Annotated in this window: 19 protein-coding genes and 1 pseudogene; 12 read left to right on the forward strand and 8 right to left on the reverse strand. The window is 40.1% G+C overall.

Annotation, left to right across the window (positions count from 1 at the left end; translation table 11 throughout):
- The coding region (locus tag EWZ81_RS05835; RefSeq protein ID WP_165549329.1) for a DUF874 family protein at positions 1-168 on the forward strand (168 nt) is incomplete at its 5' end.
- Between the two features lie 134 nt (positions 169-302).
- Here EWZ81_RS05835 and EWZ81_RS05840 read toward each other — a convergent pair.
- The gene (locus EWZ81_RS05840) at positions 303-1,229 is read right to left on the reverse strand and encodes a radical SAM protein (protein WP_165549330.1); all 927 of its coding nucleotides are present in this window, start codon (positions 1,227-1,229) and stop codon (positions 303-305) included.
- Complete coding sequence (gene topA / locus EWZ81_RS05845; RefSeq protein WP_165549331.1) at positions 1,222-3,432, reverse strand: type I DNA topoisomerase; 2,211 nt, start codon at positions 3,430-3,432, stop codon at positions 1,222-1,224. The genes EWZ81_RS05840 and topA overlap by 8 nt, the downstream gene beginning before the upstream one ends.
- A 166-nt stretch (positions 3,433-3,598) precedes the next feature.
- On the opposite strand from topA, the gene EWZ81_RS05850 reads away from it, so the two are divergent.
- Both EWZ81_RS05850 and EWZ81_RS05855 read left to right on the forward strand, forming a co-directional pair.
- A complete protein-coding gene (locus EWZ81_RS05850; protein WP_000010011.1) occupies positions 3,599-5,143 on the forward strand; it encodes a flagellin B in 1,545 nt (514 codons plus the stop codon).
- Positions 5,144-5,203: 60 nt separating this feature from the next.
- A complete protein-coding gene (locus EWZ81_RS05855) occupies positions 5,204-7,087 on the forward strand; it encodes a motility associated factor glycosyltransferase family protein (RefSeq protein WP_165549332.1) in 1,884 nt (627 codons plus the stop codon).
- 8 nt (positions 7,088-7,095) lie between these two features.
- Here the strand turns inward: EWZ81_RS05855 and EWZ81_RS05860 are convergent, their stop codons facing one another.
- Together EWZ81_RS05860 and EWZ81_RS05865 are read right to left on the reverse strand one after the other, a co-directional pair.
- Positions 7,096-7,392, reverse strand: coding sequence for a hypothetical protein (locus tag EWZ81_RS05860; protein WP_078242368.1), 297 nt, complete (start codon positions 7,390-7,392; stop codon positions 7,096-7,098).
- Positions 7,393-7,412: 20 nt separating this feature from the next.
- Complete coding sequence (locus tag EWZ81_RS05865) at positions 7,413-8,051, reverse strand: class II aldolase and adducin N-terminal domain-containing protein (RefSeq protein WP_165549333.1); 639 nt, start codon at positions 8,049-8,051, stop codon at positions 7,413-7,415.
- A gap of 210 nt (positions 8,052-8,261) precedes the next feature.
- On the opposite strand from EWZ81_RS05865, the gene EWZ81_RS05870 reads away from it, so the two are divergent.
- The 3 genes from EWZ81_RS05870 to dnaK are packed head-to-tail and all read left to right on the forward strand — an operon-like array spanning position 8,262 to position 11,559.
- A complete protein-coding gene (locus EWZ81_RS05870) occupies positions 8,262-9,092 on the forward strand; it encodes an HrcA family transcriptional regulator (protein ID WP_165549334.1) in 831 nt (276 codons plus the stop codon).
- On the forward strand, positions 9,092-9,667 hold the full coding sequence (gene grpE, locus EWZ81_RS05875; protein WP_165549335.1) for a nucleotide exchange factor GrpE: 576 nt from the start codon (positions 9,092-9,094) through the stop codon (positions 9,665-9,667). Before EWZ81_RS05870 ends, grpE begins: the two co-directional genes overlap by 1 nt.
- A 29-nt stretch (positions 9,668-9,696) precedes the next feature.
- The gene (dnaK, locus tag EWZ81_RS05880; RefSeq protein ID WP_165549336.1) at positions 9,697-11,559 is read left to right on the forward strand and encodes a molecular chaperone DnaK; all 1,863 of its coding nucleotides are present in this window, start codon (positions 9,697-9,699) and stop codon (positions 11,557-11,559) included.
- A 245-nt stretch (positions 11,560-11,804) separates the two neighbouring features.
- Here dnaK and EWZ81_RS08500 read toward each other — a convergent pair.
- A pseudogene (locus tag EWZ81_RS08500) lies at positions 11,805-12,377 on the reverse strand (hypothetical protein).
- A 114-nt stretch (positions 12,378-12,491) separates the two neighbouring features.
- On the opposite strand from EWZ81_RS08500, the gene EWZ81_RS05890 reads away from it, so the two are divergent.
- The 6 genes from EWZ81_RS05890 to EWZ81_RS05915 all read left to right on the forward strand — a co-directional run bounded on the left by EWZ81_RS05890 (position 12,492) and on the right by EWZ81_RS05915 (position 19,669).
- Positions 12,492-13,409 (forward strand): O-acetylserine-dependent cystathionine beta-synthase, encoded by a 918-nt coding sequence (locus tag EWZ81_RS05890; protein WP_165549338.1) that lies wholly within the window; start codon positions 12,492-12,494, stop codon positions 13,407-13,409.
- Between the two features lie 20 nt (positions 13,410-13,429).
- On the forward strand, positions 13,430-14,572 hold the full coding sequence (locus EWZ81_RS05895) for a cystathionine gamma-synthase (RefSeq protein WP_165549339.1): 1,143 nt from the start codon (positions 13,430-13,432) through the stop codon (positions 14,570-14,572).
- Between the two features lie 37 nt (positions 14,573-14,609).
- Complete coding sequence (locus EWZ81_RS05900; protein ID WP_165549340.1) at positions 14,610-15,068, forward strand: S-ribosylhomocysteine lyase; 459 nt, start codon at positions 14,610-14,612, stop codon at positions 15,066-15,068.
- 186 nt (positions 15,069-15,254) lie between these two features.
- The gene (locus tag EWZ81_RS05905; protein ID WP_524537611.1) at positions 15,255-16,955 is read left to right on the forward strand and encodes a bifunctional metallophosphatase/5'-nucleotidase; all 1,701 of its coding nucleotides are present in this window, start codon (positions 15,255-15,257) and stop codon (positions 16,953-16,955) included.
- Between the two features lie 194 nt (positions 16,956-17,149).
- A complete protein-coding gene (gene tlpB, locus EWZ81_RS05910; protein WP_165549342.1) occupies positions 17,150-18,847 on the forward strand; it encodes a methyl-accepting chemotaxis protein TlpB in 1,698 nt (565 codons plus the stop codon).
- Between the two features lie 30 nt (positions 18,848-18,877).
- The gene (locus EWZ81_RS05915; RefSeq protein WP_165549343.1) at positions 18,878-19,669 is read left to right on the forward strand and encodes a glycosyltransferase family 2 protein; all 792 of its coding nucleotides are present in this window, start codon (positions 18,878-18,880) and stop codon (positions 19,667-19,669) included.
- Here the strand turns inward: EWZ81_RS05915 and EWZ81_RS05920 are convergent.
- From EWZ81_RS05920 to tlpA, 3 genes are all read right to left on the reverse strand, one after another.
- A complete protein-coding gene (locus EWZ81_RS05920) occupies positions 19,641-20,402 on the reverse strand; it encodes an outer membrane beta-barrel protein (RefSeq protein WP_000853713.1) in 762 nt (253 codons plus the stop codon). The two genes, EWZ81_RS05915 and EWZ81_RS05920, sit on opposite strands and share 29 nt — an antisense overlap.
- 217 nt (positions 20,403-20,619) lie before the next feature.
- Positions 20,620-21,726, reverse strand: a complete 1,107-nt coding sequence (locus tag EWZ81_RS05925) for an epoxyqueuosine reductase QueH (protein ID WP_165549344.1) — start codon at positions 21,724-21,726, stop codon at positions 20,620-20,622.
- Positions 21,726-23,753 carry a methyl-accepting chemotaxis protein TlpA gene (gene tlpA / locus EWZ81_RS05930; RefSeq protein WP_165549345.1) on the reverse strand — a complete coding sequence of 676 codons (2,028 nt, stop codon included), beginning with the start codon at positions 23,751-23,753 and terminating at the stop codon, positions 21,726-21,728. The genes EWZ81_RS05925 and tlpA overlap by 1 nt, the downstream gene beginning before the upstream one ends.
- Positions 23,754-23,937 lie beyond the last annotated feature (184 nt).

A 23,937-nucleotide genomic window follows, 5' to 3' on the forward strand; every position in this document is an offset into this window, starting at 1 on the left:
CTTGAAATGAGGAGTTTAAAACCAGACCCACAAGCCCACCTTTCAACCTCTCAAAGCCTTTTGTTCGTTCAAAAAATATTTGCTGATGTTAGTAAAGAAATAGAAGCAGCTGCTAATACCGAGAAAAAAGTAGAAAAAGCGGGTTATGGTTATAGTAAAAGGATGTAGCGATTAAAATATTACACCAAGTTTTTAATGATCTGTCGGCTTTTGATTTTTTATGGTAGCGTTATTTGGTAATAAAAGAGAACCTTTTTAAAAGCTTAAGCTCCCTAAAGTAAGGTAAAACTAACAAATGGAGGTTAAAACGCGCAATAAAACTCCAAAGAGCCGACTTTTTTAATCGTAATTTGCTTATGGTTTAATAAAGTTTCTAAATGCTTAAAGGTGTTAGGATCCAGTATTAGGGGGGCTTCTTCTGCGCTTAAAGGGCGCCTGGAAATTAAAGCGAGCAATTCGTCCGCATCGCAAGAAATCAATTTTTTAGCTTGAGTAATGGATCGTTTAGGCAAACTCACGCAAAGCCCTTCAAAAAACAAAGAGCATTTTAACAATTCATCTTCGCTCAATTTTGGGGCTTTAAAGCTTGAGGGTCTGTCTATGGTGCTTAAATCCACTCTGGCTATATTGATTTGTTTTAAAAAGGCAGCGATGAGTTTTAAGTTGTTCGTGCTATCATTCACGCCCTTAATTAACAGCACTTCAGCCACCAGTTGCCCCTGATAGATTTGAGAAAAGCGCAAAATCCCCTCTAAAATCTTGTTAATGTCTTTGGAATAAGGCTTATCCACTCTTTCAAAGGCTTTCAAATCAATAGCGTCTAAAGAAAATTTAACGATGTCAAATTCCTTTAAGGCTTGTTGGACTTTTGGCTCATAAAAGAGTGAGCCGTTGCTTAAAATCAAAGTTTTAATACCCTTTAAAAAAGGCTTGATGCTTTGGATAAGCTCTAATAAATGAGGGTATAGCGTGGGTTCGCCATTAGCGGTAATGGTTAAAACATCAATGGGGGTGGTGAGGTTGTTTAGGGCGTTTTGAATGGCGTTAATCAAAGTTTTTACTTTGATCACTTCTTCCATGCGTTCAATGGGCTTGGCTTTACCCAACTCGCAATAAATGCAATTGTAATTGCATTGTTTTTTAGAGGGCGATAGATCCACGCCCAAAGACTTCCCAAAACGCCTGGATAAAACAGGCCCAAAAACGATAGGCGGATTTTCTTTAGCCATTCTCTTCCTCTAAAAACACGCACTCTTTGCATTTAATACATTCATGCGCCTTTTTTTTGCGATAGATTCTTTCACTCATCAAATAATGGCATTTCTCGCAACGCTTATTGATGGGCTTATGGTTGGATAAAAAATTGCATTTAGGGTAATTGTTGCAGCCATAAAACGAGCCTTTCTTACTCCTTTTTAAGGCAATATCCCCTCCGCATTCTGGGCATTTCACGCCTTCTATTGTTTCTTTGGCGTTAGGGGTGTTTTTTAGCGATTTGGTGTTTTTGCATTCAGGGTAGTTGTTGCAAGCTAAAAACGCCCCGTTTCTGCTGAATTTTTGCACCATTTCCCCTCCGCATTTTTCGCACAATTCTTGATTGGCTCCATCGTGAGCGTTTTCAGTTTGTTTGATGTATTTGCATTTAGGGTAATTATTGCAAGCGATAAACTCCCCATAACGGCTATTCTTTTTGACTAATTCCCCCCCGCATTTAGGGCATGATTGGCCGGTTTTTTCATGCACTTTCTGAGAGATGATATTCTTTTTCCCGGCTTCAATTTTATCCATAAAAGGGTAGTAAAAGTCCTTTAAGACTTGCTGGTAGTCGGCTTTATTTTGAGCGATATTATCAAGCTCTTCTTCTAAAGAAGCGCTGAATTTAGAATCCACAATCTCTTCAAAATGCTTTTCTAAAATTTCTATCACTTTAAAAGCACTCTCTAAAGCGCTGATCTGCTTTTTTTCTACCTTGATGTAGTCTCTGTTTTGTAAAAGAGAAATCGTTGGGGCGTAGGTGCTGGGCCTGCCTATGCCTAAACTTTCTAAAACTTTAATCAAGCTTGCTTCTGAATAGCGTGCTGGAGGTTCTGTAACATGGGCGTTGCTCTCTAATTTTTCTAATTTAATGGGGTCATTTTCTTTCAAATTGGGGAGCAATTTGTCCTTATCGTCATTGCCTAAAATTTTATAATAACCATCAAAAAGGAGTTTTCTGCCACTCGCTTTAAACTCGCCTTTTTCGCAAGCCACAACCACGCTTTGGCTTTCAAAAAGAGCGTCTTGCATTTGAGAAGCTAAAAAGCGTTTGTAAATTAAGGTATAGAGCTTTAATTCTTCAGGCTTAAGGTAGTCTTTTAAAGCGTTTGGCTCTAAAATAATAGAAGTGGGTCTGATCGCTTCATGGGCTTCTTGGGCGTTTTTATTCTTGCTGGAATAAACTTTGGCTTTAGGGGGCAAGTAGTCTTTGCCATAATCTTTTAAAATCTTATTCCTCGCTTCTTCTAAAGCCTCTTTAGCGATATTCAAGCTATCCGTTCTCATGTAAGTGATCACGCCCATAACGCCTTGTGGGGTGGCTACGCCTTCATATAATTTTTGAGCGATGCTCATGGTTTTTGTGGGCGAAAAGCCTAAAAGACTGGAAGCGCTTTGCTGTAAAGTGGAAGTCATGAAAGGGGGCGGTGTGGGGGATTTTTTAGATTTTTTAACGATACTAGAGATAATATAGCTTTCTTTTTCCAATTCGTTTTTAATCTCTTGAGCTTTTTTTTCATCAATCAGCTCTTGGGCTTTGAGTTTGTTACCCTTATAACTGATGAGTTGCGCTTCTAAATGCGGCTCAAACAAAGCGTCTAGCGTGAAGTAGGTTAAAGGCTTAAAGGCTTTGATTTCTCTTTCTCTATCAATCACAAGCTTTAAAGCCGCACTTTGCACCCGCCCAGCACTCAAACCTTTAGTGATTTTAGATGAAATCAACGAGCTGAGCTTGAAACCCACGATCCGATCTAAAAAACGCCTGGCTTGTTGGGCATTGACCTTAGACATGTCAATTTGTCGTGGGGTTTTTAGAGCGTTTAAAATCGCATTTTGCGTGATCTCATGAAAAACAATCCTAGGATAGCTCTCCAATTTCCCCCCAATCAAACATGCCACATGATAGCCTATCGCTTCCCCTTCTCTGTCTTCATCGGTAGCGATATAAGTAATAGACGCTTTTTTAGAAAGCTCTATGATCTGTTTGACAAGCTCTTTATGGTCTTTATCCACGACATAATTAGGAGTGAAGCCGGTTTCATCAATCTTGATGCCTAAAGCGAATTTGGATAAATCCCTGACATGCCCTTTAGAGGCAACAACTTCATAATTTTTATCCAAAAAATTTTTAATGGTTTTGGCTTTTGCTGGGGATTCTACGATAATAAGGTGCTTCATTGAACGCCTTTAATGGAATGTTTATACCTATTAATGAATGATTGTAGCATAGAATTTTGACTAAACGATTCATCAAACCATAAAATTCTATAACGGCGCTAAAAATCAAAGAGTTGGAACACCCTTTGCTTGACTAACAGCAAATATCTATGCAAAGGATGCAAACATGAGTTTTAGGATAAATACCAATATCGCCGCTTTAACTTCTCATGCGGTAGGGGTTCAAAACAACAGAGACCTTTCAAGCTCGCTTGAAAAGTTAAGCTCAGGGCTTAGGATCAATAAAGCCGCTGACGATTCTAGTGGGATGGCGATCGCTGATAGCTTAAGGAGTCAAAGCGCGAATTTGGGTCAAGCGATCCGCAACGCTAATGACGCTATTGGTATGGTTCAAACCGCAGATAAAGCGATGGATGAGCAAATCAAAATCTTAGACACCATTAAAACCAAAGCCGTTCAAGCCGCTCAAGACGGGCAAACTTTAGAAAGCCGAAGAGCGCTCCAGAGCGATATTCAAAGGTTGTTAGAAGAACTGGACAATATCGCTAACACCACAAGCTTTAACGGCCAACAAATGCTTTCAGGAAGTTTTTCTAACAAAGAATTTCAAATTGGCGCGTATTCTAACACCACGGTTAAAGCGTCTATTGGCTCAACAAGCTCAGATAAGATTGGGCATGTGCGCATGGAAACCTCTTCTTTTAGCGGTGCAGGCATGCTCGCTAGTGCAGCGGCGCAAAACTTGACTGAAGTGGGATTGAATTTCAAACAAGTCAATGGCGTGAATGATTATAAGATTGAAACCGTGCGCATTTCTACAAGCGCTGGCACAGGGATTGGGGCGTTAAGCGAGATCATCAACCGCTTTTCTAACACTCTAGGCGTTAGGGCTTCTTATAATGTCATGGCTACCGGTGGCACTCCCGTGCAATCAGGAACCGTGAGAGAACTCACCATTAATGGCGTAGAAATTGGGACCGTGAATGATGTGCATAAAAACGACGCTGACGGGAGATTGACTAATGCGATCAACTCCGTCAAAGACAGGACGGGCGTGGAAGCGAGCTTGGATATTCAAGGGCGCATTAATTTGCACTCCATTGATGGGCGTGCGATTTCTGTGCATGCAGCGAGTGCAAGCGGTCAGGTTTTTGGGGGAGGGAATTTTGCAGGGATTTCTGGGACACAGCATGCGGTTATTGGGCGCTTAACCTTGACCAGGACCGACGCTAGAGATATTATTGTGAGCGGCGTGAATTTTAGCCATGTGGGCTTTCATTCCGCTCAAGGGGTGGCAGAATACACCGTGAATTTGAGAGCGGTTAGGGGTATTTTTGATGCGAATGTGGCTTCAGCAGCTGGAGCGAACGCTAATGGCGCGCAAGCGGAAACCAATTCTCAAGGTATAGGGGCTGGGGTAACAAGCCTTAAAGGGGCGATGATTGTAATGGATATGGCGGATTCTGCACGCACGCAATTAGACAAGATCCGATCTGATATGGGTTCGGTGCAAATGGAATTGGTTACCACCATTAATAATATTTCTGTAACCCAAGTGAATGTTAAAGCGGCTGAATCTCAAATCAGAGATGTGGATTTTGCTGAAGAGAGCGCGAACTTTTCTAAATACAATATTTTGGCGCAAAGCGGGAGTTTTGCTATGGCGCAAGCGAATGCGGTGCAACAGAATGTCTTGAGGCTTTTACAATAACAGCCCTTGATTCAAAGGGGCGTTAGCCTTTTTTATAAGTTATTTTTATAAGTTAAAATAATGGATATTTATCAAAAAAACTTACAAGCTCTTTTCAAAAAAGACCCTCTTTTGTTCGCACAACTCAAAGCCATTAAAGAAAACAAAAAATACGAAGTGTTTTTAGGGAATGATAGCGCGAATTTCAATCTCTTAGATAAAGAAACAAACACGCCCTTATTTGAAAAAAGCCCGCTAGATTCAAGCTTAGAGCTATACAAAAATAGCGAAATTTACATGCTTTATCCTTATTTGTATTATTTTGGCTTGGGTAATGGGGTGTTTTACCGCTTGCTTTTAGGTAATGGCAATTTAAAACGCTTGGTGGTCATTGAGCCTGAAATAGAAATTATTTTCATTGTGTTGAATCTTTTGGATTTTTCCACTGAGATTTTAGAAAATCGTTTGATTTTATTGCATGCGAGTTTTTGCAATTACAACATGATCGCTTCATTGTTTGATATGGATAAAAAATCTCGTTTATACGCAAGAATGTATGATTTAAAACTTTTTAACGCTTATTATGAACGATACTCTAGTCAAATGATAGAAATCAACCAGCATTTCACGCGCGCTTTAGAGCATGGTGCTATTAGCGTAGGCAATGACGCTAAAGACGCGCTTATAGGCATCAAACAGCATGCCGCTAATCTGCCTGAAGTCATCAAAAGCCCTAGTTTAGTGGATTTTGTGAATGCTTTGAAAAACAGAGACACCGCGATTATTGTCTCAACCGGGCCCAGTTTGAACAAGCAACTCCCCCTTTTAAAAGAAATCGCCCCTTATGCGACGCTTTTTTGCATAGACGCTTCTTTCCCTATTTTAGCCAGAGCCGGTATCAAGCCTGATATTGTGCTGTCTTTAGAAAGGGTGGATTTGACGGCGAAATTCTATGAAGAAACCCCCTTAGATTTTCAAGAAGGCGTTATTTTTGCTCTGACTTCCATTGTGCATAAACGATTGATTAAAGCGGTTAAAAAGGGGGTTAAGCAATTTAGTTTCCGCCCCTTTGGTTATACCAACCTTTTTGATTTGCACCAGTATGGTTATGTGGGCATAGGCTTGAGCGCAGCGAACATGGCGTATGAATTAGTGGTGCATTCTCGTTTCAAAAGGTGCGTGTTTATCGGGCAAGATTTGAGCTTTTCACAAAGCGGTAACAGCCATGCTAGTGGGGCGATTTATGGCGATAAAGAGATCAAGCCTAAAAAAGATAAAGATAAGATTTTTATAGAAAAATACGGGGGTAATGGGGAAGTAGAAACCACTTTGGTGTGGAAACTTTTCTTAGAATTTTTTGAAAAAGATATTTTTAATACGCCCTATAAACTAGAAGTCATTAACGCTACTGAAGGGGGGGCTAGGATTAAAGGGACTAAAGAAATGCCCTTTAAAGAAGTGTGCGAAAAAATAGACAAATCCAAGCCAAAGCCTCCTATCAATCTTATTTATCCCACCCAATCAGAACAGGCTAAAAATTTAAAGATTGCCAAGCAAAAATGCGAAGAGATCATCAAATACGCCAATGAGAAAAAAATGCAAGTTGAAGGAGCGTTTTTAAAGGTGGCAGAGTTTTTAGAAAAAGTGGAAAAGCTTCATGAAGAAAAAAAATTAGAAGAGTTGGATTTTAAGGAATTAGAAAATTTGAGCGCTGAAATTGACAACATTAAAGAACTTTTTGACGACAAACAATTCAATTCGTATTTCATGGATGCGATACAATCTTACATTTTCCACCAGGAATTGCATATCGCTGAAATCGTGTGTAAAAAAACGAGTAATGAAGACGGATTAAGGGCTAAGCAATTAGAATACATTTACGCGCACAAATACTGGCTTTTTAGTTTAGCGGGTGGGATGGATTGCGTGATAGAAGCGATCAAAATGGCTTTGAAAGAGTGGTAAAACCCCTTTTAAGCGTATGTGTCTAGGCTGGAATAAATTTCAGGGATATTTTCGCCATCAACAAGATTTTTCTCAACTTGGGATCTATCTTTAATCTCGCCGTCGTTATTGATAGCGTTTAAAGCTTGTAACCTGTCAAAATCAGGGGCGTTTGGCGCATTATCTTGGCTGAAACCATCTTGAATACTGCTTTGTTGTAAATCCTGCTCTACTTGATTCCTATCCTTTATGGTTGCGTCATTATTGATATTGTTCAAGGTTTGGAGCTGTGTGAAATTAGGGGTGTAATGGGTGTTGATGGTCATGTTTTATCCTTTTTAGCTTTTTACACGCTCAATCGTGGATCATCATTATAGCAATAATCCATTAAATCGCCCAATCGTAAAACCTTGCATGAGTTTTCAATCAAATCAAAAACTTCCATGAGTTTAGGAAGCTCTCTGTGGTAGGCAAAAATCCCACACCCCTTAATGAAAACAAAATATTTTTTGCTCTCTTGCAGTTGGCGTAAAATTTCTGTATCCGCTCTTTCTTGCCAGCTGTCATAGTCTTTGGGGTTAAAAATGGCGATTTCTTCGCCCAAAGAACGATACCCTAAATAATCTCTAGGGAGCAATCGGTTGTGGCGCAAGGAATACGCTAGGCTATAAGGAGGGCGCGCGTAAGCGATGAATTTAGCGTCCAAAAACTCCCTATACACGCTCGCATGAATGGGCGAATCCTGGCTCGCTTCTTTCCAGCGATAATCTATCTTGTCATGCAAGACCAGTAAGGTGTTTTCATTCAATTGATCAAAAACAGCGTTTCTTTTATTGATCACAAATTGATTAGCGCCAATGCGCGCCGAAATGGAGCCTTGATAAAGCCCAAAAAAACCCTTTCTAAACATGGATAATGAAATGCTTTGGAGCGAATAAATCAGATTGCTGTCAATGCCTCTTGTGTGTGTGTTCATGTTTAACATGATAACAAGTTTTTTTAATAAAAGGTATTAGTTGCCCAACAGATCTAAATTAAATCAACTCTATAAAAAATCCTAATTTAATTCTAGTAAATAAATTTAGTGATACAGACTAAACTTTAAAGAAAAATCAGGTAATTTTTATCACTTTTTCAAAACAAGTGATAGATTATTAACTTTTTATGCTATAATGCGAGGGTTCTTTCATCAAGAATGGTGATTGACGAGATTTTTCAAATAATGATGTTAAGAAGAATTAAAGTAGGTTCTGATTTGAATAAAAAAGAGAGTTTGTTAGATGCGTTTGTTAAAACCTATCTGCAGATTTTAGAACCCATTAGCTCTAAACGCTTGAAAGAGTTGGCAAACTTGAAAATATCTTGCGCGACAATCAGGAATTATTTTCAAATCCTTTCTAAAGAAGGCATGCTTTATCAAGCCCATTCTAGCGGCGCTAGATTGCCCACTTTTAAGGCGTTTGAAAACTATTGGCACAAGTCGTTGCGCTTTGAAGTTTTAAAGGTGAATGAAAAACGCTTAAAAAGCGCGAGTGAAAATTTCGGGCTTTTCACGCTGTTAAAAAAACCCAGTTTGGAGCGTTTAGAAAGAGTCATTGAGTGCGAAAAACGCTTTTTGATTTTGGACTTTTTGGCGTTTTCTTGCACGCTGGGTTACAGCGTTAAAATGGAGAAGTTTTTATTGGAGCTTGTGGGCAGGAGCGTTAAAGAAGTGCGCTCCATCGCTGCTTCTGTCAATGCGTTGAGTTTGGCCAGACAATTAGAGCGTTTGGAGTATTCCAACACGCAAATTACGCGCTTTAATCTAATGGGGTTAAAAACGCTTTTAAACAGCCCTTTATTTTTTGACATTTTAGAGGGTAAGGTTTTGGAGCGTTTCAAAAAAGGGTTGCATTTTATAGAACCTGATTGCATGCTAGTAACGCGCCCTATAGAATTTCAAAACGAGCGGATGCAACTGCTTTGCGTGGGGAAATTGGAATGCGATTATGAAGGGTTTTTTCAAACGATTTCTAAGGAGGAATAATGAAAGATGAACACAATCAAGAACACGATCATTTAAGCCCAAAAGAGCCAGAATTTTATCAAAAGGCTTGCACTTGCAAAGAACAACAAGGTGGAGAAAAGCAAGAAGCGGGCGAAAAAGAAGGCGAGATCAAGGAAGATTTTGAGCTTAAATACCAGGAAATGCACGAAAAATATTTAAGAGTGCATGCGGATTTTGAAAACGTGAAAAAGCGCTTAGAAAGAGACAAGAGCATGGCGTTAGAGTATGCGTATGAAAAAATCGCATTAGATCTATTGCCAGTGATTGATGCGCTTCTTGGGGCTCATAAGAGTGCTGCAGAAGAAAATAAAGAGAGCGCTTTAACCAAAGGCTTGGAGCTTACGATAGAAAAGCTGCATGAAGTTTTGGCAAGGCATGGCATTGAAGGGATTGAATGCTTAGAAGAATTTGATCCTAATTTCCACAATGCCATCATGCAAGTCAAAAGCGAAGAAAAAGAAAACGGGAAAATCGTGCAGGTTTTGCAACAGGGTTACAAGTATAAGGGTAGGGTTTTGAGGCCGGCAATGGTGAGCATTGCTAAAAACGATTAAAACATTTATTTTAAAAGAAAGGATAACGCATGGGAAAAGTTATTGGAATTGATTTAGGGACAACCAACTCCGCAATGGCGGTTTATGAAGGCAATGAAGCAAAGATTATTGCGAATAAAGAGGGTAAAAACACCACTCCTTCTATTGTGGCTTTTACGGATAAGGGCGAGATTTTAGTGGGCGAGAGCGCCAAAAGACAAGCGGTAACCAACCCAGAAAAGACCATTTATTCTATTAAAAGAATCATGGGCTTAATGTTTAATGAAGATAAGGCTAAAGAAGCTGAAAAACGCTTGCCTTATAAGATTGTGGATAGGAATGGGGCTTGTGCGATTGAAATTTCAGGTAAAATTTATACCCCTCAAGAAATTTCAGCCAAAATTTTAATGAAGCTCAAAGAAGACGCTGAAAGTTATTTAGGCGAGAGCGTTACGGAAGCGGTTATCACGGTTCCGGCTTATTTTAACGACAGCCAAAGGAAAGCGACTAAAGAAGCCGGCACGATTGCAGGGCTTAACGTTTTAAGGATCATCAATGAGCCTACCAGCGCGGCGTTAGCCTATGGCTTGGATAAAAAAGAGAGCGAAAAAATCATGGTTTATGATTTGGGTGGGGGGACTTTTGATGTTACCGTTTTAGAAACAGGCGATAATGTCGTGGAAGTTTTAGCCACAGGGGGCGATGCGTTTTTGGGGGGCGATGATTTTGACAATCGTGTGATTGATTTCTTAGCGGCTGAGTTTAAAAGCGAAACGGGCATTGAAATTAAAAACGATGTGATGGCGTTGCAACGCCTGAAAGAAGCGGCTGAAAACGCTAAAAAAGAACTGAGCTCTGCGATGGAGACTGAAATCAATTTGCCCTTTATCACAGCAGACGCTACTGGGCCTAAACACTTGGTTAAAAAACTCACTAGGGCTAAATTTGAAAGCTTGACAGAAGATCTCATGGAAGAAACGATTTCTAAAATTGAAAGCGTGATCAAAGACGCGGGGCTGACCAAAAATGAGATTTCAGAAGTGGTGATGGTGGGAGGCTCCACTCGTATCCCTAAAGTCCAAGAAAGGGTGAAAGCGTTTATTAATAAAGATTTGAATAAAAGCGTCAATCCTGATGAAGTCGTAGCGGTGGGAGCGAGCATTCAAGGGGGCGTGTTAAAAGGCGATGTGAAAGATGTGCTTTTATTAGATGTTACGCCTTTAAGCCTTGGGATTGAAACTTTAGGGGGCGTGATGACTAAAGTGATTGATAGAGGCACGACTATTCCTGCGAAAAAATCTCAAGTGTTCTCAACCGCTGAAGACAACCAGCCCGCTGTGTCCATTATGGTTTTACAAGGCGAAAGGGAATTGGCAAGGGATAATAAATCTTTGGGTAAATTTGATTTGCAAGGCATCGCTCCAGCTCCAAGAGGCGTGCCGCAAATTGAAGTAACCTTTGATATTGACGCTAACGGGATTTTAACCGTTTCAGCGCAAGATAAAAATACCGGCAAAAGCCAAGAGATTAAAATTTCTGGTTCTAGCGGGTTGTCTGATAGCGAAATTGAAAAAATGGTGAAAGACGCTGAATTGCACAAAGAAGAAGACGCTAGGAAAAAAGAAGTGATTGAAGCGAGAAACCATGCCGATAGTTTGGCGCACCAAACCCAAAAGAGCCTTGATGAGCATAAAACAAGTTTGAATGAAAACGACGCTAACGAGATCCAAAACGCCATTAACGCTCTTAAAGATTGCGTCAAAAACGATAACGCTACTAAAGCGGAGCTTGAAGACAAAACCAAATTATTAGCGCAAGCGGCTCAAAAATTAGGCGAAGCCATGGCGAATAAAAACAACGCTGAGCAGCCCAAGAAAAAAGACGATGATGTGATTGATGCGGAAGTGGAGTAAAAACGCTTTTAAAACTTCTTTCAAGCGAGCGGTTTTAATCAAAACCCGCTTGCTTTCCTCATTTTCATCAATGGGATACTGATTGCAAAATCTAAAAATAGCGTTTTTAATCCAAATATCAAAGCTTGATTGTAACCAAACGATAGCTTTTTTAAGGTTTAGCTTAAAAGCGTTGGTGGGATTTTAGGAAAATCCCTTAAGGGAGAGTTCCTTTTTGGTATGGGGTTATTTCATCAAGTTGTTTCTTAATGGCTTGTGCTAGATGGCTCTAATTCAAAACACGCAGTGGGGATTTGATTAAATTCGTTAGCAAAGCGTAAAAAATCGTTGGTAATGTTTTCAAGATCGGCTTCTAAATCGTCATAGAGCTTTTGATAGCATGCGTTTTCAATAATGATCTTATCATACGCTGGGCATTTTTGACACTCTTTTTCCCCATCTTGCTCTGTGGATCGACCTATGCAAAGATAAAACTTTTCAAAATCGTTGTGCCAATAGTAACCAAGTCAAAGGTAAAAACCTTTTTTGGGGGTTGGTTTTTTACCATTGACAAACTCTTCCCCTAAAATATCCTGACGGCAAAAGGCGATGGATGGCCCATGGGATAAAAGTCCAGAGCCAGGACTGATTTTACACGCATAACCCCATGGCGTTAAAAACTTGTTCAACTCTCTTTGGTATGAAGCCCACTTTGGTATCTTTGGGGTTTTGCCTGTTTGCTTTTCCTCTTGCGCTTTGGCGTCAATTGACGCTACAAATTCTCTTAACAAGTCTTGAAACGCTTTTCTTTGCTCTTCATTCCATTCTATCGTTTTCATTGAAAGCTCCTTAATCCATCTCAATAAACCAACATTTTATCCTAAACTTATTCCATTTAACGAGTTTAGGCATAATCGCAAAATTGAATTTTATTGTTTGTTATAGGAGGAATGATGATTATCACCACAATGCAAGACGCCATAGGCCGCACCCCCATTTTTAAATTCACTAACAAGGATTACCCCATTCCGTTAAAGTCCGCCATTTACGCTAAACTAGAGCATCTAAACCCAGGAGGGAGCGTTAAAGACCGCTTAGGCCAATATCTTATAGAAGAAGGGTTTAAAACAGGCAAAATCACTTCTAAAACAACCATTATTGAGCCTACCGCAGGCAATACCGGCATCGCTCTAGCCCTAGTGGCGCTCAAGCACCATCTCAAAACCATCTTTGTTGTCCCGGAAAAATTCAGCACAGAAAAACAACAAATCATGAGAGCTTTGGGGGCTAAAGTGATCAACACGCCTACTAGCGAGGGGATTTCTGGCGCCATTAAAAAAAGTAAAGAATTAGCCGAAAGTATCCCTAATAGCTATGTGCCCTTGCAATTTGAAAACCCTGATAATCCCGCAGCCTACTACCACACCCTAGCCCCTGAGATTGTCCAAGAATTAGGCACAAATTTTACGAGCTTTGTAGCTGGGATAGGGAGTGGTGGCACTTTTGCAGGCATGGCTAGGTATTTGAAAGAACGCATCCCTAACATTCGCTTGATTGGGGTGGAGCCGGAGGGTTCTATTTTGAATGGGGGAGAGCCTGGGCCTCATGAGATTGAGGGCATTGGCGTGGAGTTCATCCCTCCTTTTTTCGCAAATTTGGATATTGATAGCTTTGAAACGATTTCAGATGAAGAGGGTTTTAGCTACACTAGGAAGTTAGCCAAGAAAAACGGCTTATTAGTGGGGAGCTCTAGCGGGGCCGCTTTTGCGGCTGCCTTGAAAGAAGTGCAACGCCTTCCTGAAGGCAGCCAGGTTTTAACCATTTTCCCAGATGTTGCCGATCGTTATCTTTCTAAAGGTATTTATTTATAAATTCATAAAAAGGAAAAACCATGCGCATGCAAACAAAACTAATCCATGGGGGTATTAGTGAGGATACGACAACGGGGGCGGTGAGCGTGCCTATTTATCAAACTTCCACCTACCGCCAAGACGCCATAGGCCACCATAAGGGCTATGAATACTCTCGCTCAGGCAACCCCACGCGCTTTGCTTTAGAAGAGCTCATCGCCGATTTAGAAGGGGGGGTTAAGGGGTTTGCTTTTGCTTCTGGTTTAGCCGGAATCCACGCCGTTTTTTCCCTCTTGCAATCAGGCGATCATGTGTTATTGGGCGATGATGTTTATGGGGGGACTTTCCGCTTGTTTAATAAAGTGCTTGTCAAAAACGGGCTTTCTTGCACCATTATAGACACTAGCGATATATCCCAAATCAAAAAGGCTATCAAACCCAACACCAAAGCCCTTTATTTAGAAACCCCTAGTAACCCCTTGCTTAAAATCACGGATTTAGCGCAATGTGCTAGTGTCGCTAAAGATCATGGTTTGCTCACTATCGTGGATAACACCTTTGCCACCCCCTATTGCCAAAACCCGCTTCTTTTAGGGGCGGACATTGTGGTGCATAGCGGCACAAAATACTTAGGCGGGCATAGCGATGTGGTCGCCGGGCTTGTAACCACTAATGATGAAGCGCTAGCCCAAGAGATCGCTTTTTTCCAAAACGCTATCGGTGGGGTTTTAGGCCCTCAAGACAGCTGGCTGTTGCAAAGAGGGATTAAAACGCTAGCATTACGCATGGAGGCCCATCAAAAAAACGCTCTTTGCGTGGCTGAATTTTTAGAAAAACACCCTAAAGTAGAAAAGGTTTATTACCCGGGCCTGCCCACCCACCCTAATTACGAACTAGCCAAAGCCCAAATGCGTGGCTTTAGCGGGATGCTCTCTTTCACCCTCAAAAACGACAGCGAGGCAACTCCCTTTGTAGAAAGCCTTAAATTATTCATTTTAGGCGAGAGTTTGGGCGGGGTGGAAAGTTTGGTGGGGGTTCCAGCGCTAATGACCCATGCGTGTATCCCTAAAGTGCAACGAGAAGCTGCCGGGATTAGAGATGGTTTGGTGCGCTTGTCTGTGGGGATTGAGCATGAACAGGATTTGTTAGAAGATTTAGAGCAAGCGTTCGCTAAAATAGGCTAAAGTTTCATTACAATTTATGAATGAAGGAGTTAAAAACATGAAAATGAATGTAGAGAGTTTCAATTTGGATCACACCAAAGTCAAAGCCCCTTATGTGCGTATCGCTGATCGCAAAAAGGGCGCTAATGGGGATGTGATTGTCAAATACGATGTGCGCTTCAAGCAGCCCAACCAAGATCACATGGACATGCCAAGCCTGCACTCTTTAGAGCATTTAGTCGCTGAAATCATCCGTAACCATGCCAGTTATGTCGTGGATTGGTCGCCTATGGGTTGCCAAACGGGATTTTATCTCACGGTGTTAAACCATGACAATTACACAGAGATTTTAGAGGTTTTAGAAAAGACGATGCAAGATGTGTTAAAGGCTAAAGAAGTGCCTGCCAGCAATGAAAAGCAATGCGGTTGGGCGGCTAACCACACTTTAGAGGGCGCACAGGATTTAGCGCGCACTTTTTTAGACAAACGCGCTGAATGGTCTGAAGTGGGGGTTTGATGAATGGGGGGAATGATTTTACTCCCCTATCCCCTTATCCGTTTTACCCATTTAGGCGTTACATGCCAATCAAAATCATTGCATCAGCGTTAGTTTCATGTAAAAATAATGCTATGAAGATTTTTTTATGGAAGGATTTCAATGAAAAAATTGATTTTGGTCATCTTTTTAACGCTAACGCTTTCAATATCTGCAAAAGAAGTCAAAATAGTGTTTTTGGAAACTTCAGACATTCACGGGCGGCTTTTTTCGTATGATTATGCGATTGGCGAACAAAAACCCAATAACGGCTTGACAAGGATTGCGACTTTAATCAAAAAGCAAAGGGCTGAGAATAAAAATGTGGTTTTGATTGACAGCGGGGATTTGTTGCAAGGCAATAGTGCGGAGTTGTTTAATGATGAGCCTATTCACCCGCTAGTTAGAGCTGAAAACGATTTGAAATTTGATATTCGTGTGCTTGGGAATCACGAGTTTAACTTCAGTAAAGATTTTTTAGAGAAAAATATTAAGGGATTTAATGGTGATGTCGTGAACGCGAATATTATCAAAATTGCGGACAATAAGCCGTTTGTGAAGCCTTATATTATTAAAAAAATTGATGGCGTGAGGGTGGCGGTTGTGGGGTATGTGGTGCCGCACATTCCCACTTGGGAGGCCGCTACGCCTGAACATTTTGCAGGGTTGAAGTTTTTGGACGCTGAAGAAGCGTTAAAAAAGACTTTGAAAGAGCTGAAAGGGAAGTATGATATTTTGATTGGCGCTTTTCATTTGGGGCGAGAAGATGAGAAAGGTGGCGATGGGATACCGGATCTGGCGAAAAAATTCCCGCAATTTGACATCATTTTTGCTGGGCATGAGCATGCGGTTTATAACACCAAAGTAGGGAAAGTGCATACCATTGAGCCTGGAGCGTATGGGGCTTATCTGGCAAAGGGCGTGGTGGTGTTTGACACCCAAACGAAGAAAAAAACCATATCGACTGAAAATTTACCCACAAAAGATGCACCAGAAGATGAAGAATTGGCGAAAAAATATGAATATGTGGATAAAAAATCAAAAGAATACGCTAATGAAGTGGTCGGCGAAGTGACAAAAACCTTTATTGATAGGCCTGATTTTATCACAGGAGAAGAAAAAATCACTACGATGCCAACCGCTGCATTGCAAGAAACACCGGTGATAGAATTGATCAATAAAGTGCAAAAATATTATGCAAACGCCGATGTTTCAGCGGCAGCCTTATTCAATTTTGGGGCGAATTTGAAAAAAGGGCCTTTCAAAAGAAAAGATGTCGCCTATATTTACAAGTTCGCTAATACGCTCATTGGAGTGCATATAACAGGTGAAAATCTGTTAAAATATATGGAATGGTCATACCGATTTTACAACCAGTTGCAACCAGGGGATTTGACGATCAGTTTCAATGAAAACATTCGCGGCTATAATTTTGATATGTTTTCTGGCGTGAAATACCAAGTTGATGTTACCAAACCTGCCGGGCAAAGAATCGTTAATCCGACAATTAACGGAAAGCCAATTGACCCTAAAGCGGTGTATAAATTAGCGATCAACAATTACCGATTCGGGACATTATCCACGACATTAAAATTGGTTACAGACGCTGATAGGTATTATGATTCTTACGATGCATTGCAAGATAACGGGCAAATACGGGATTTGATTATTAAATACATCACTGAAGAAAAAGGCAAGAAAGTAACGCCTGAATTGGAGCATAACTGGGAAATCATCAACTACGATTTCAAAAACCCGTTGTTGGAAAGATTGGCAGAAAAATTAAAAGAGGGGAGCGTCAAAATCCCCACTTCAAAAGACGGGAGGACTTTGAATGTCAAATCCATTAAGGAAAGTGAAGTTGAATAAGATTTTTTATTTTTATTATTTTGTTTTTAAGCCTAACTTAAAAAAGGGTGTTCTATAATCCTAGATTGTTGGCTTTTCACTTTTTGGGCGGTTTTCAAATAACCGGATTTTAATTTTGTTTTGCGCCACTCATTTTTCGGGGGGNTGAACTCTCAAATTAGGGTTTGACTTAAAAATGATTTATTAGGAGATAAATGATGTTTGCTTCAGTATTTGCTTCGCTAGGGACTCGTATTATGTTTGTCGTGCTAGCCGCTCTTTTAGGTTTAGGGGGGCTTTTTATTGGTTTTGTAAAGGTTATACAAAAAGATGTGTTAGTGCAACTCATGGAGCATTTAGAAACCGGGCAATACAAAAAGCGTGAAAAAACGCTCGCTTACATGACAAAAATTATTGAACAGGGCATTCATGAGTATTACAAAGATTTTGACAATGCTACTGCAAGAAAAATGGCACTAGATTATTTCAAACGCATTAACGACGATAAGGGCATGATTTATATGGTGGTGGTGGATAAAAACGGGGTAGTGCTGTTTGATCCGGTCAATCCTAAAACCGTAGGCCAATCAGGGCTTGACGCTCAGAGCGTTGATGGGGTGTATTATGTTAGGGGGTATTTGGAAGCGGCTAAAAAAGGGGGAGGCTACACTTATTATAAAATGCCTAAATACGATGGGGGCGTGCCGGAGAAAAAATTCGCCTACTCGCATTATGATGAGATGTCTCAAATGGTGATCGCAACGACTTCTTATTACACTGACATTAACACCGAAAATAAAGCGATCAAAGAAGGCGTAAATAAGGTTTTTAATGAAAACACCACAAAACTATTCCTTTGGATACTGACAGCGACGATAGCGTTAGTGGTTTTGACGCTCATATACGCTAAATTAAGGATCGTGAAACGCATTGATGAACTGGTCCTTAAAATCAACGCTTTTAGCCATGGGGATAAGGATTTGAGAGCCAAAATTGATGTGGGTGATCGCAACGATGAAATCTCGCAAGTGGGCCGTGGGATCAATTTGTTTGTGGAAAACGCCCGCTTGATTATGGAAGAAATTAAAGGCATTTCCACTTCCAATAAAACTTCAATGGATAAATTAGTCCAAATCGCGCAAGAAACCCAAAAGAGCATGAAAGATTCCTCAACCACCCTAAATTCCGTAAAAAATAAAGCCACGGATGTAGCGAACATGATGAATATTTCCATAGAGCAGTCTCAAGGGTTAAGGAAGCGTTTGATTGAAACGCAAGGGCTTGTCAAAGAGAGTAAGGATGCGACCGGGGATTTATTTTCTCAAATCATAGAGAGCGCGCACACTGAAGAGAAGCTCTCTAGCCAAGTGGAGCAACTAAGCCGTAACGCTGATGATGTCAAATCCATTTTGGATATTATCAATGATATTGCCGATCAAACCAATCTTTTAGCCCTAAACGCCGCTATTGAAGCCGCAAGAGCGGGCGAGCATGGCAGAGGCTTTGCGGTGGTGGCTGATGAAGTTAGGAATTTAGCCGGGCGCACTCAAAAGTCCTTAGCCGAAATCAATTCCACTATCATGGTGATTGTCCAAGAAATCAACGCCGTGAGTTCGCAAATGAATCTCAATTCGCAAAAAATGGAACGCTTGAGCGATATGAGTAAAAGCGTGCAAGAAACTTACGAAAAAATGAGTTCTAATTTAAGCTCAGTCGTGTCAGACAGCAATCAAAGCATGGACGATTACGCTAAATCCGGACACCAAATTGAAGCTATGGTAAGCGATTTTGTAGAAGTGGAAAAAGTGGCTTCTAAAACTTTGGCTGATTCTTCAGATATTTTAAACATCGCTACGCATGTGAGTGGAACGACTATGAATTTAGACAAACAAGTGAATTTGTTTAAAACTTAATCAGGGGCAGTTTATCAAAAAAGGGTTGGATTGTTAAAAGTTTCTGTGATCACGGCGTGTTTTAATAGCGAAAAAACCATTGAAGACACCATTCTTTCCGTGCTTCATCAAACTTATAAAAACATTGAATACATCATTATAGACGGATCTAGCACGGATAGCACTTTAGAAATCATTCAAAAATATAGAGACAAAATCGCTTGCGTGATGAGTGAAAAAGATAAGGGCATTTATGACGCCATGAATAAGGGCATAAGGCGTTCTAGTGGGGATATTATCGCTTTATTGAATAGCGATGATTTTTATGCTGATGAGTTTGTGGTAGAAAAAGTGGTGCATGAGTTTGAAAAAAAGCATTGCGATAGCGTGTATGCGGATCTGGTGTTTGTCAAACCCAATCGTTTAGAAAAAGTGGTCCGTTATTATGAAAGCGGGGAGTTTAACCCTAAAACCTTGCTTTATGGCGTGGTGCCAGCGCACCCCACGCTTTTTGTCAAAAAAGCCATTCATGAACGCTATGGGCTATACAAAACCGATTATAAGATTTCAGCGGATTTTGAGATGATCATCCGCTTGTTTGTGGTGCAAAAAATAAGCTTTTCTTACTTGAAGGAAGTGTTAGTGGTGATGCGCACTGGGGGGGTTAGCGCAAGTGGGTTTAAAAGCCTTTTATTAAGGAATAAAGAAAACATAAGAGCATGCCAAGAAAACGGCATTCAAGCGAATGTTTTTTCCATGCTTTTGAAATACCCTAGGAAAGTGATGGGCTTGTTTAAAAGGGGGAAAGGGGAGACTAAAACGAGACGATTAAAGAAAGATTAGCGTTAAATCGTGGCTTGAATCTTTCTTGATGGTTGTTGTAAATGTAGGAAACATTCCTCACTAAAGGCATTTCAATCCCTAATTGCAAAGACAAATAACCGATAAAATCCACGATAAAACCAAAGCGAAAGGGGGCTTGGAAAAAGGTTTTTTTGGTTCTGGGAATGATGGTTGTGATCGCACCGGTTTTAATCGTATCCACTAATAGCACCCCTTGCTCTAAAGCGATTCCTAAATAACTCCTAAAGCGATAGGTTTTTTTATCCACAAAAATCCAAGAAAAATCTAATGCGCCCCCGTAATTTTGCACCATTAGGATTTGAGGCTGAGAGAGCGAAACAGAATGGAAATAGTTATAGACGCTAAAGATTCTAAAACCGACTTTAGGGTGGTTTCTTAAAAAATGCTCCAAGCCTGTAGCGGTGTTAAACCCTATGCTATTAGCTACAAGAGTCAAGGTTTGATTAGAAGTTGAAAAAGTGGCTTGCGAATAGTTGTATCCAAAAATGAAAAAGAATTTAAGGCTTTTTTCTAAAGCCCTTTTTAAGATTTGCTGGTTTTTGTCTAGGATTTGCTGTTTTTCATTGTTTTTATCAATAGTTAGGGGTTTGGGTTTGTCGTCTTCATTCTTGTTTTTAAAATTTTCCAAGAATTGAGACCAAGTGATCTCTTTAGCTTCTAAAAAGAGTGGGTTCAACGATAAAAAGAGATAAACACTAAATAGAGTTTTCAAATACAGCCTTAAATTTTTTACGGCTATTGTGCCTAATTATCTTAAATTAACTTTAAATTACTTGCATGTTTTGACTGAATACAACCCCTACTTACACGCAACGCTTATATTTTAAACGATATATTGTTTTAGGTTTTGTTCCCATCAAGCATGGATAACTAAAACCAACTTTAATGATTTTTCATTACGAGAATTTATCGCTCCATTAAAGTTTAGCTTAGAGCAAATAAAACACCTTTTCTTCTTGAAAAATGCTTTTAATTTCTACAAAAAGGGTTTTTTCTGTGCGTTCTTCTAGCACGATAATAGGATTAACGCTCTCGCTCCCGCTCACTAACGCCCTTAAGGATAACTCTTCTTCATAGCTTAAGGGGTTAAGGTTTAACTCTTTTAAATTATCGTAGTTTTTTGCCATAAGAGTGTTAAGGCCTTCTAAAGTTAAAAACAAGGTTTCATCTCTTTGGCTATAACCTACTAGCGCGTTTAAACGCTGGGAAAAAACCCACCTTAAATCGTTGATCCTAACTTTAGCCTTACTTTTAGAGCGTGCTAGAATATAACAATTCAAGGGGTTTGAATTTTTAGAAAGCCACACGCCTCCATTCAATAAGCGGTAAGTTGCGATCGTTTTTTGGGCTAAAAAAGGTTTATTGCCATTCTTTTTAGCCGCTTCTAATCCTCTAAAAACTTGCGTTCTTTCTTCAATACTTGCGGGTAAAACCTGGCGTTTTAAAGGCGAGTAAAGCTCAAAGGGGCTTCTGTTTTGGGATTCTTTTTGGATTTTTAAAGCGAATTGGCAACCGCAATAATTTTGCCTGTAAAGCTCGTTTTCTCTCGCCAAAGCTTGCAAATTCAAATCCAACTCGCTCTTAAAATGTTCAAAATTATCGTTTCTAAACACAACAAATTCCAAATTGTGCCTTTGCGCGATGTGTTGCCCCTTAGCGATGAGCTGGTTAGGGTCTTTTTTAGGGCTTGTGAGTAAGGTGGTGGTGAATCTTTCTTCCCCTAATTCAAAGGCTTTCAAAGCGCTCGTTTCTAATCGCAAGTCAAAGCATTCAAAACAGCGTTCGCTTTTTTCCCCCAACAATTCCTTACCCTTAGCTTTGTCTAAAAATTTTTCTAATTCATAATCGCCTTCAATGAGTTCAATTTCTAGCATCTCGCAAGTGCGTTTCACATCTTCTAAACGCAACAAGTATTCGCTATAAGGGTGGATATTGGGGTTATAGAAAAACCCTACAATTTTTTCACCCGCAAAAGCCTCTTTAGCCTTTTTTAAAAAATAAAGGTTATCCACCGAGCAACAAATATGAATGAGCATTAAAACTGCTTTTTATTCACGTCTTCTAAAATATCGTTAGAGACTTTGTCAATTTCTTGACTGATTTCTAACGAATCGCTAGCGATTTTTAGATTGCCCTCAGTAACCGATCTTAAAGCTTCAATAGAAGCGTTGATCTCTTCTACTTCTTTAACCTGGTTTTTAATGCTCTCGCTCGTGTCTGAAATGCTTTGAACTAAAATATTGATATTGGCTTCAATCTCGCTGAGGGATTTTTGCGTCCTTTCAGCGAGCTTCCTCACCTCATCAGCCACCACCGCAAAGCCTCTGCCATGCTCACCGGCTCTTGCGGCTTCAATAGCGGCGTTTAGGGCCAATAGATTCGTTTGATCGGCAATATCTCTAATGATTTCTACAATGCTTTTAATGTCTTGCCCTTGCTCAATCATCGCTTCACTTTGAGAGCTCACGCCTTGAATGGAAGTGGTGATATTTTCTATCGTTTTGGAAGTTTCCATCAAGCTTTTGTGTTGGGAATTGGAAGCCTTTTCTAAATTTTGCACGCATTCTTTTAAATTCGCGCTATCGTTCGCTAAATCTTTGGCAAAATTAGACGAAGTTTCTAGCATTTTTTGGATTTCTTGCCCTAAAGCGTTAGTAACCAGTTCCACCCTACCCGAAGCGTTTTGGATTCGGCCTCTAAAATCCAAACCAGAATAGCTTTCAAAGATTTTGAAAATGCTTGGCATGTGAGTCCCTACGCTTTCTTGCAAATAATCCATGATCCCATTTAGCGCGTCCCTCAACTCTTTCAAATCAGGGCTTGCGGGATCAGCCGTGATGCGCACCGCAAAATTCCCTGCTTTCACGTCTGAAACCACTTTAATGGTGTCTTGGACGGCTTGCTTGTCTTCTTGCATGGTTTTTTGGGTTTGCAAGATATTTTTATTGATCGCTGTTTGCATGCGACCTAATTCGTCATTAGATTTCGCTTCAACCAATTTAATACCGCTGGAATTGGCTTGATTGTTCAATAATTTGAAGAAATGAGACAAGGTGCTAGAAACGACTTCCAAACGACTGCTCACGATCGCTCGCATTAAGAGAGTGATCGCTATGATCAAGGCTAACACCATGATAGCGCTCGCTATGATCACCACAAAACGCACCGAGCCTACTTGCTCATAGACCTTGTCTTTTTCAATGATTAAAGCGATCATCCAATTAAGATTGTCTTTACTTTCTGTTTTGTCTAGCATTTTAAAGGTTTCAACGGCTAAAAAATTCTCCTTATGGCTAAAGGGATCTAAGTATTCTAAAGTCGCTTTAGAGCCGTTTTCTAAAATAGCCATCACTTCATTAGTGGCTTTAGGCACGCTTTTATAAATTTCGGTAATGGATTTGTCTTGCAAACTCTTATTCGCGCTCAAAAGCACTTTACCTTTAACACCAATTAAAAAGAGATCGCTCCTGTTTTTAGTGATTTCATTACTGAAGCTGTCAATGGAAAAGAAAATCATCAAAGCCCCTACAACCTCTTGAGTGTTTTCATTCAATAAAGGTAAAAGAATATTAACCCCATAAACTTCCGCCCCATTAGGCATTTTCCTATAATAAGGCAAGCTTTTAGAAATTTCTTTATTTTTTATCGCTTTTTGCACTAAAGGGTCATTCCCTAATGACGGATTTTCCACCAGCTTAATCGTATCGTTATCCCTTAAAAGCGTCAATCTCAAATCCTCTCTGTTTTTAAAAAACATGCTCACCCCAGCGACATGCGAATTGACTAAAATGAAGGTTTTTAACAATTGGATTTTGATTTCTCTTTTGGTGTCTTTAGTGAGCATTTCTTTGACAATGCCCATGCTCGTATAAGTGTTTTCCAAAACCCCTTGCACTTCCTTAACCTTAAAATGCAAACTATCTTGCATAGAACGCAAGGTGTTTTCTTTTAAAATCTCTTTCACCCTGCTGTTCAAGGACACCCCTAAAATGCTCACGCACACGATCACAATCAACGCCACCCACAATATGATTTTATTACCGATACTCAAACCTTTAGACAAAACACAACCTTACTATGATGAATTTTTTGCCCATTTGCGGCAAAATTTTAAACCGCATTATAGTATTATAAGCATAAATCCAAAATTAAACTGAATTAAAAAAAAGCGATCGATCATTCTCATTAAAAAATCATTTTAAGGTTGCATTCGCTCTTTTAGGGTATGCTACGACTAAAAATTATCC

It is taken from the genome of Helicobacter pylori (genome assembly GCF_011140715.1).
GTDB classification, from domain to species: Bacteria; Campylobacterota; Campylobacteria; order Campylobacterales; family Helicobacteraceae; genus Helicobacter; species Helicobacter pylori_DA.

Coding starts and splice junctions, on each gene's coding strand:
- tlpB (WP_165549342.1), top strand. CDS start 17,150: ATGATGTTTGCTTCAGTATTTGCTTCGCTAGGGACTCGTATTATGTTT.
- EWZ81_RS05890 (WP_165549338.1), top strand. CDS start 12,492: ATGATTATCACCACAATGCAAGACGCCATAGGCCGCACCCCCATTTTT.
- EWZ81_RS05870 (WP_165549334.1), top strand. CDS start 8,262: ATGGTGATTGACGAGATTTTTCAAATAATGATGTTAAGAAGAATTAAA.
- EWZ81_RS05860 (WP_078242368.1), bottom strand. CDS start 7,392: ATGACCATCAACACCCATTACACCCCTAATTTCACACAGCTCCAAACC.
- EWZ81_RS05855 (WP_165549332.1), top strand. CDS start 5,204: ATGGATATTTATCAAAAAAACTTACAAGCTCTTTTCAAAAAAGACCCT.
- EWZ81_RS05895 (WP_165549339.1), top strand. CDS start 13,430: ATGCGCATGCAAACAAAACTAATCCATGGGGGTATTAGTGAGGATACG.
- grpE (WP_165549335.1), top strand. CDS start 9,092: ATGAAAGATGAACACAATCAAGAACACGATCATTTAAGCCCAAAAGAG.
- EWZ81_RS05850 (WP_000010011.1), top strand. CDS start 3,599: ATGAGTTTTAGGATAAATACCAATATCGCCGCTTTAACTTCTCATGCG.
- EWZ81_RS05900 (WP_165549340.1), top strand. CDS start 14,610: ATGAAAATGAATGTAGAGAGTTTCAATTTGGATCACACCAAAGTCAAA.
- EWZ81_RS05865 (WP_165549333.1), bottom strand. CDS start 8,051: ATGTTAAACATGAACACACACACAAGAGGCATTGACAGCAATCTGATT.
- EWZ81_RS05925 (WP_165549344.1), bottom strand. CDS start 21,726: ATGCTCATTCATATTTGTTGCTCGGTGGATAACCTTTATTTTTTAAAA.
- topA (WP_165549331.1), bottom strand. CDS start 3,432: ATGAAGCACCTTATTATCGTAGAATCCCCAGCAAAAGCCAAAACCATT.
- dnaK (WP_165549336.1), top strand. CDS start 9,697: ATGGGAAAAGTTATTGGAATTGATTTAGGGACAACCAACTCCGCAATG.
- EWZ81_RS05840 (WP_165549330.1), bottom strand. CDS start 1,229: ATGGCTAAAGAAAATCCGCCTATCGTTTTTGGGCCTGTTTTATCCAGG.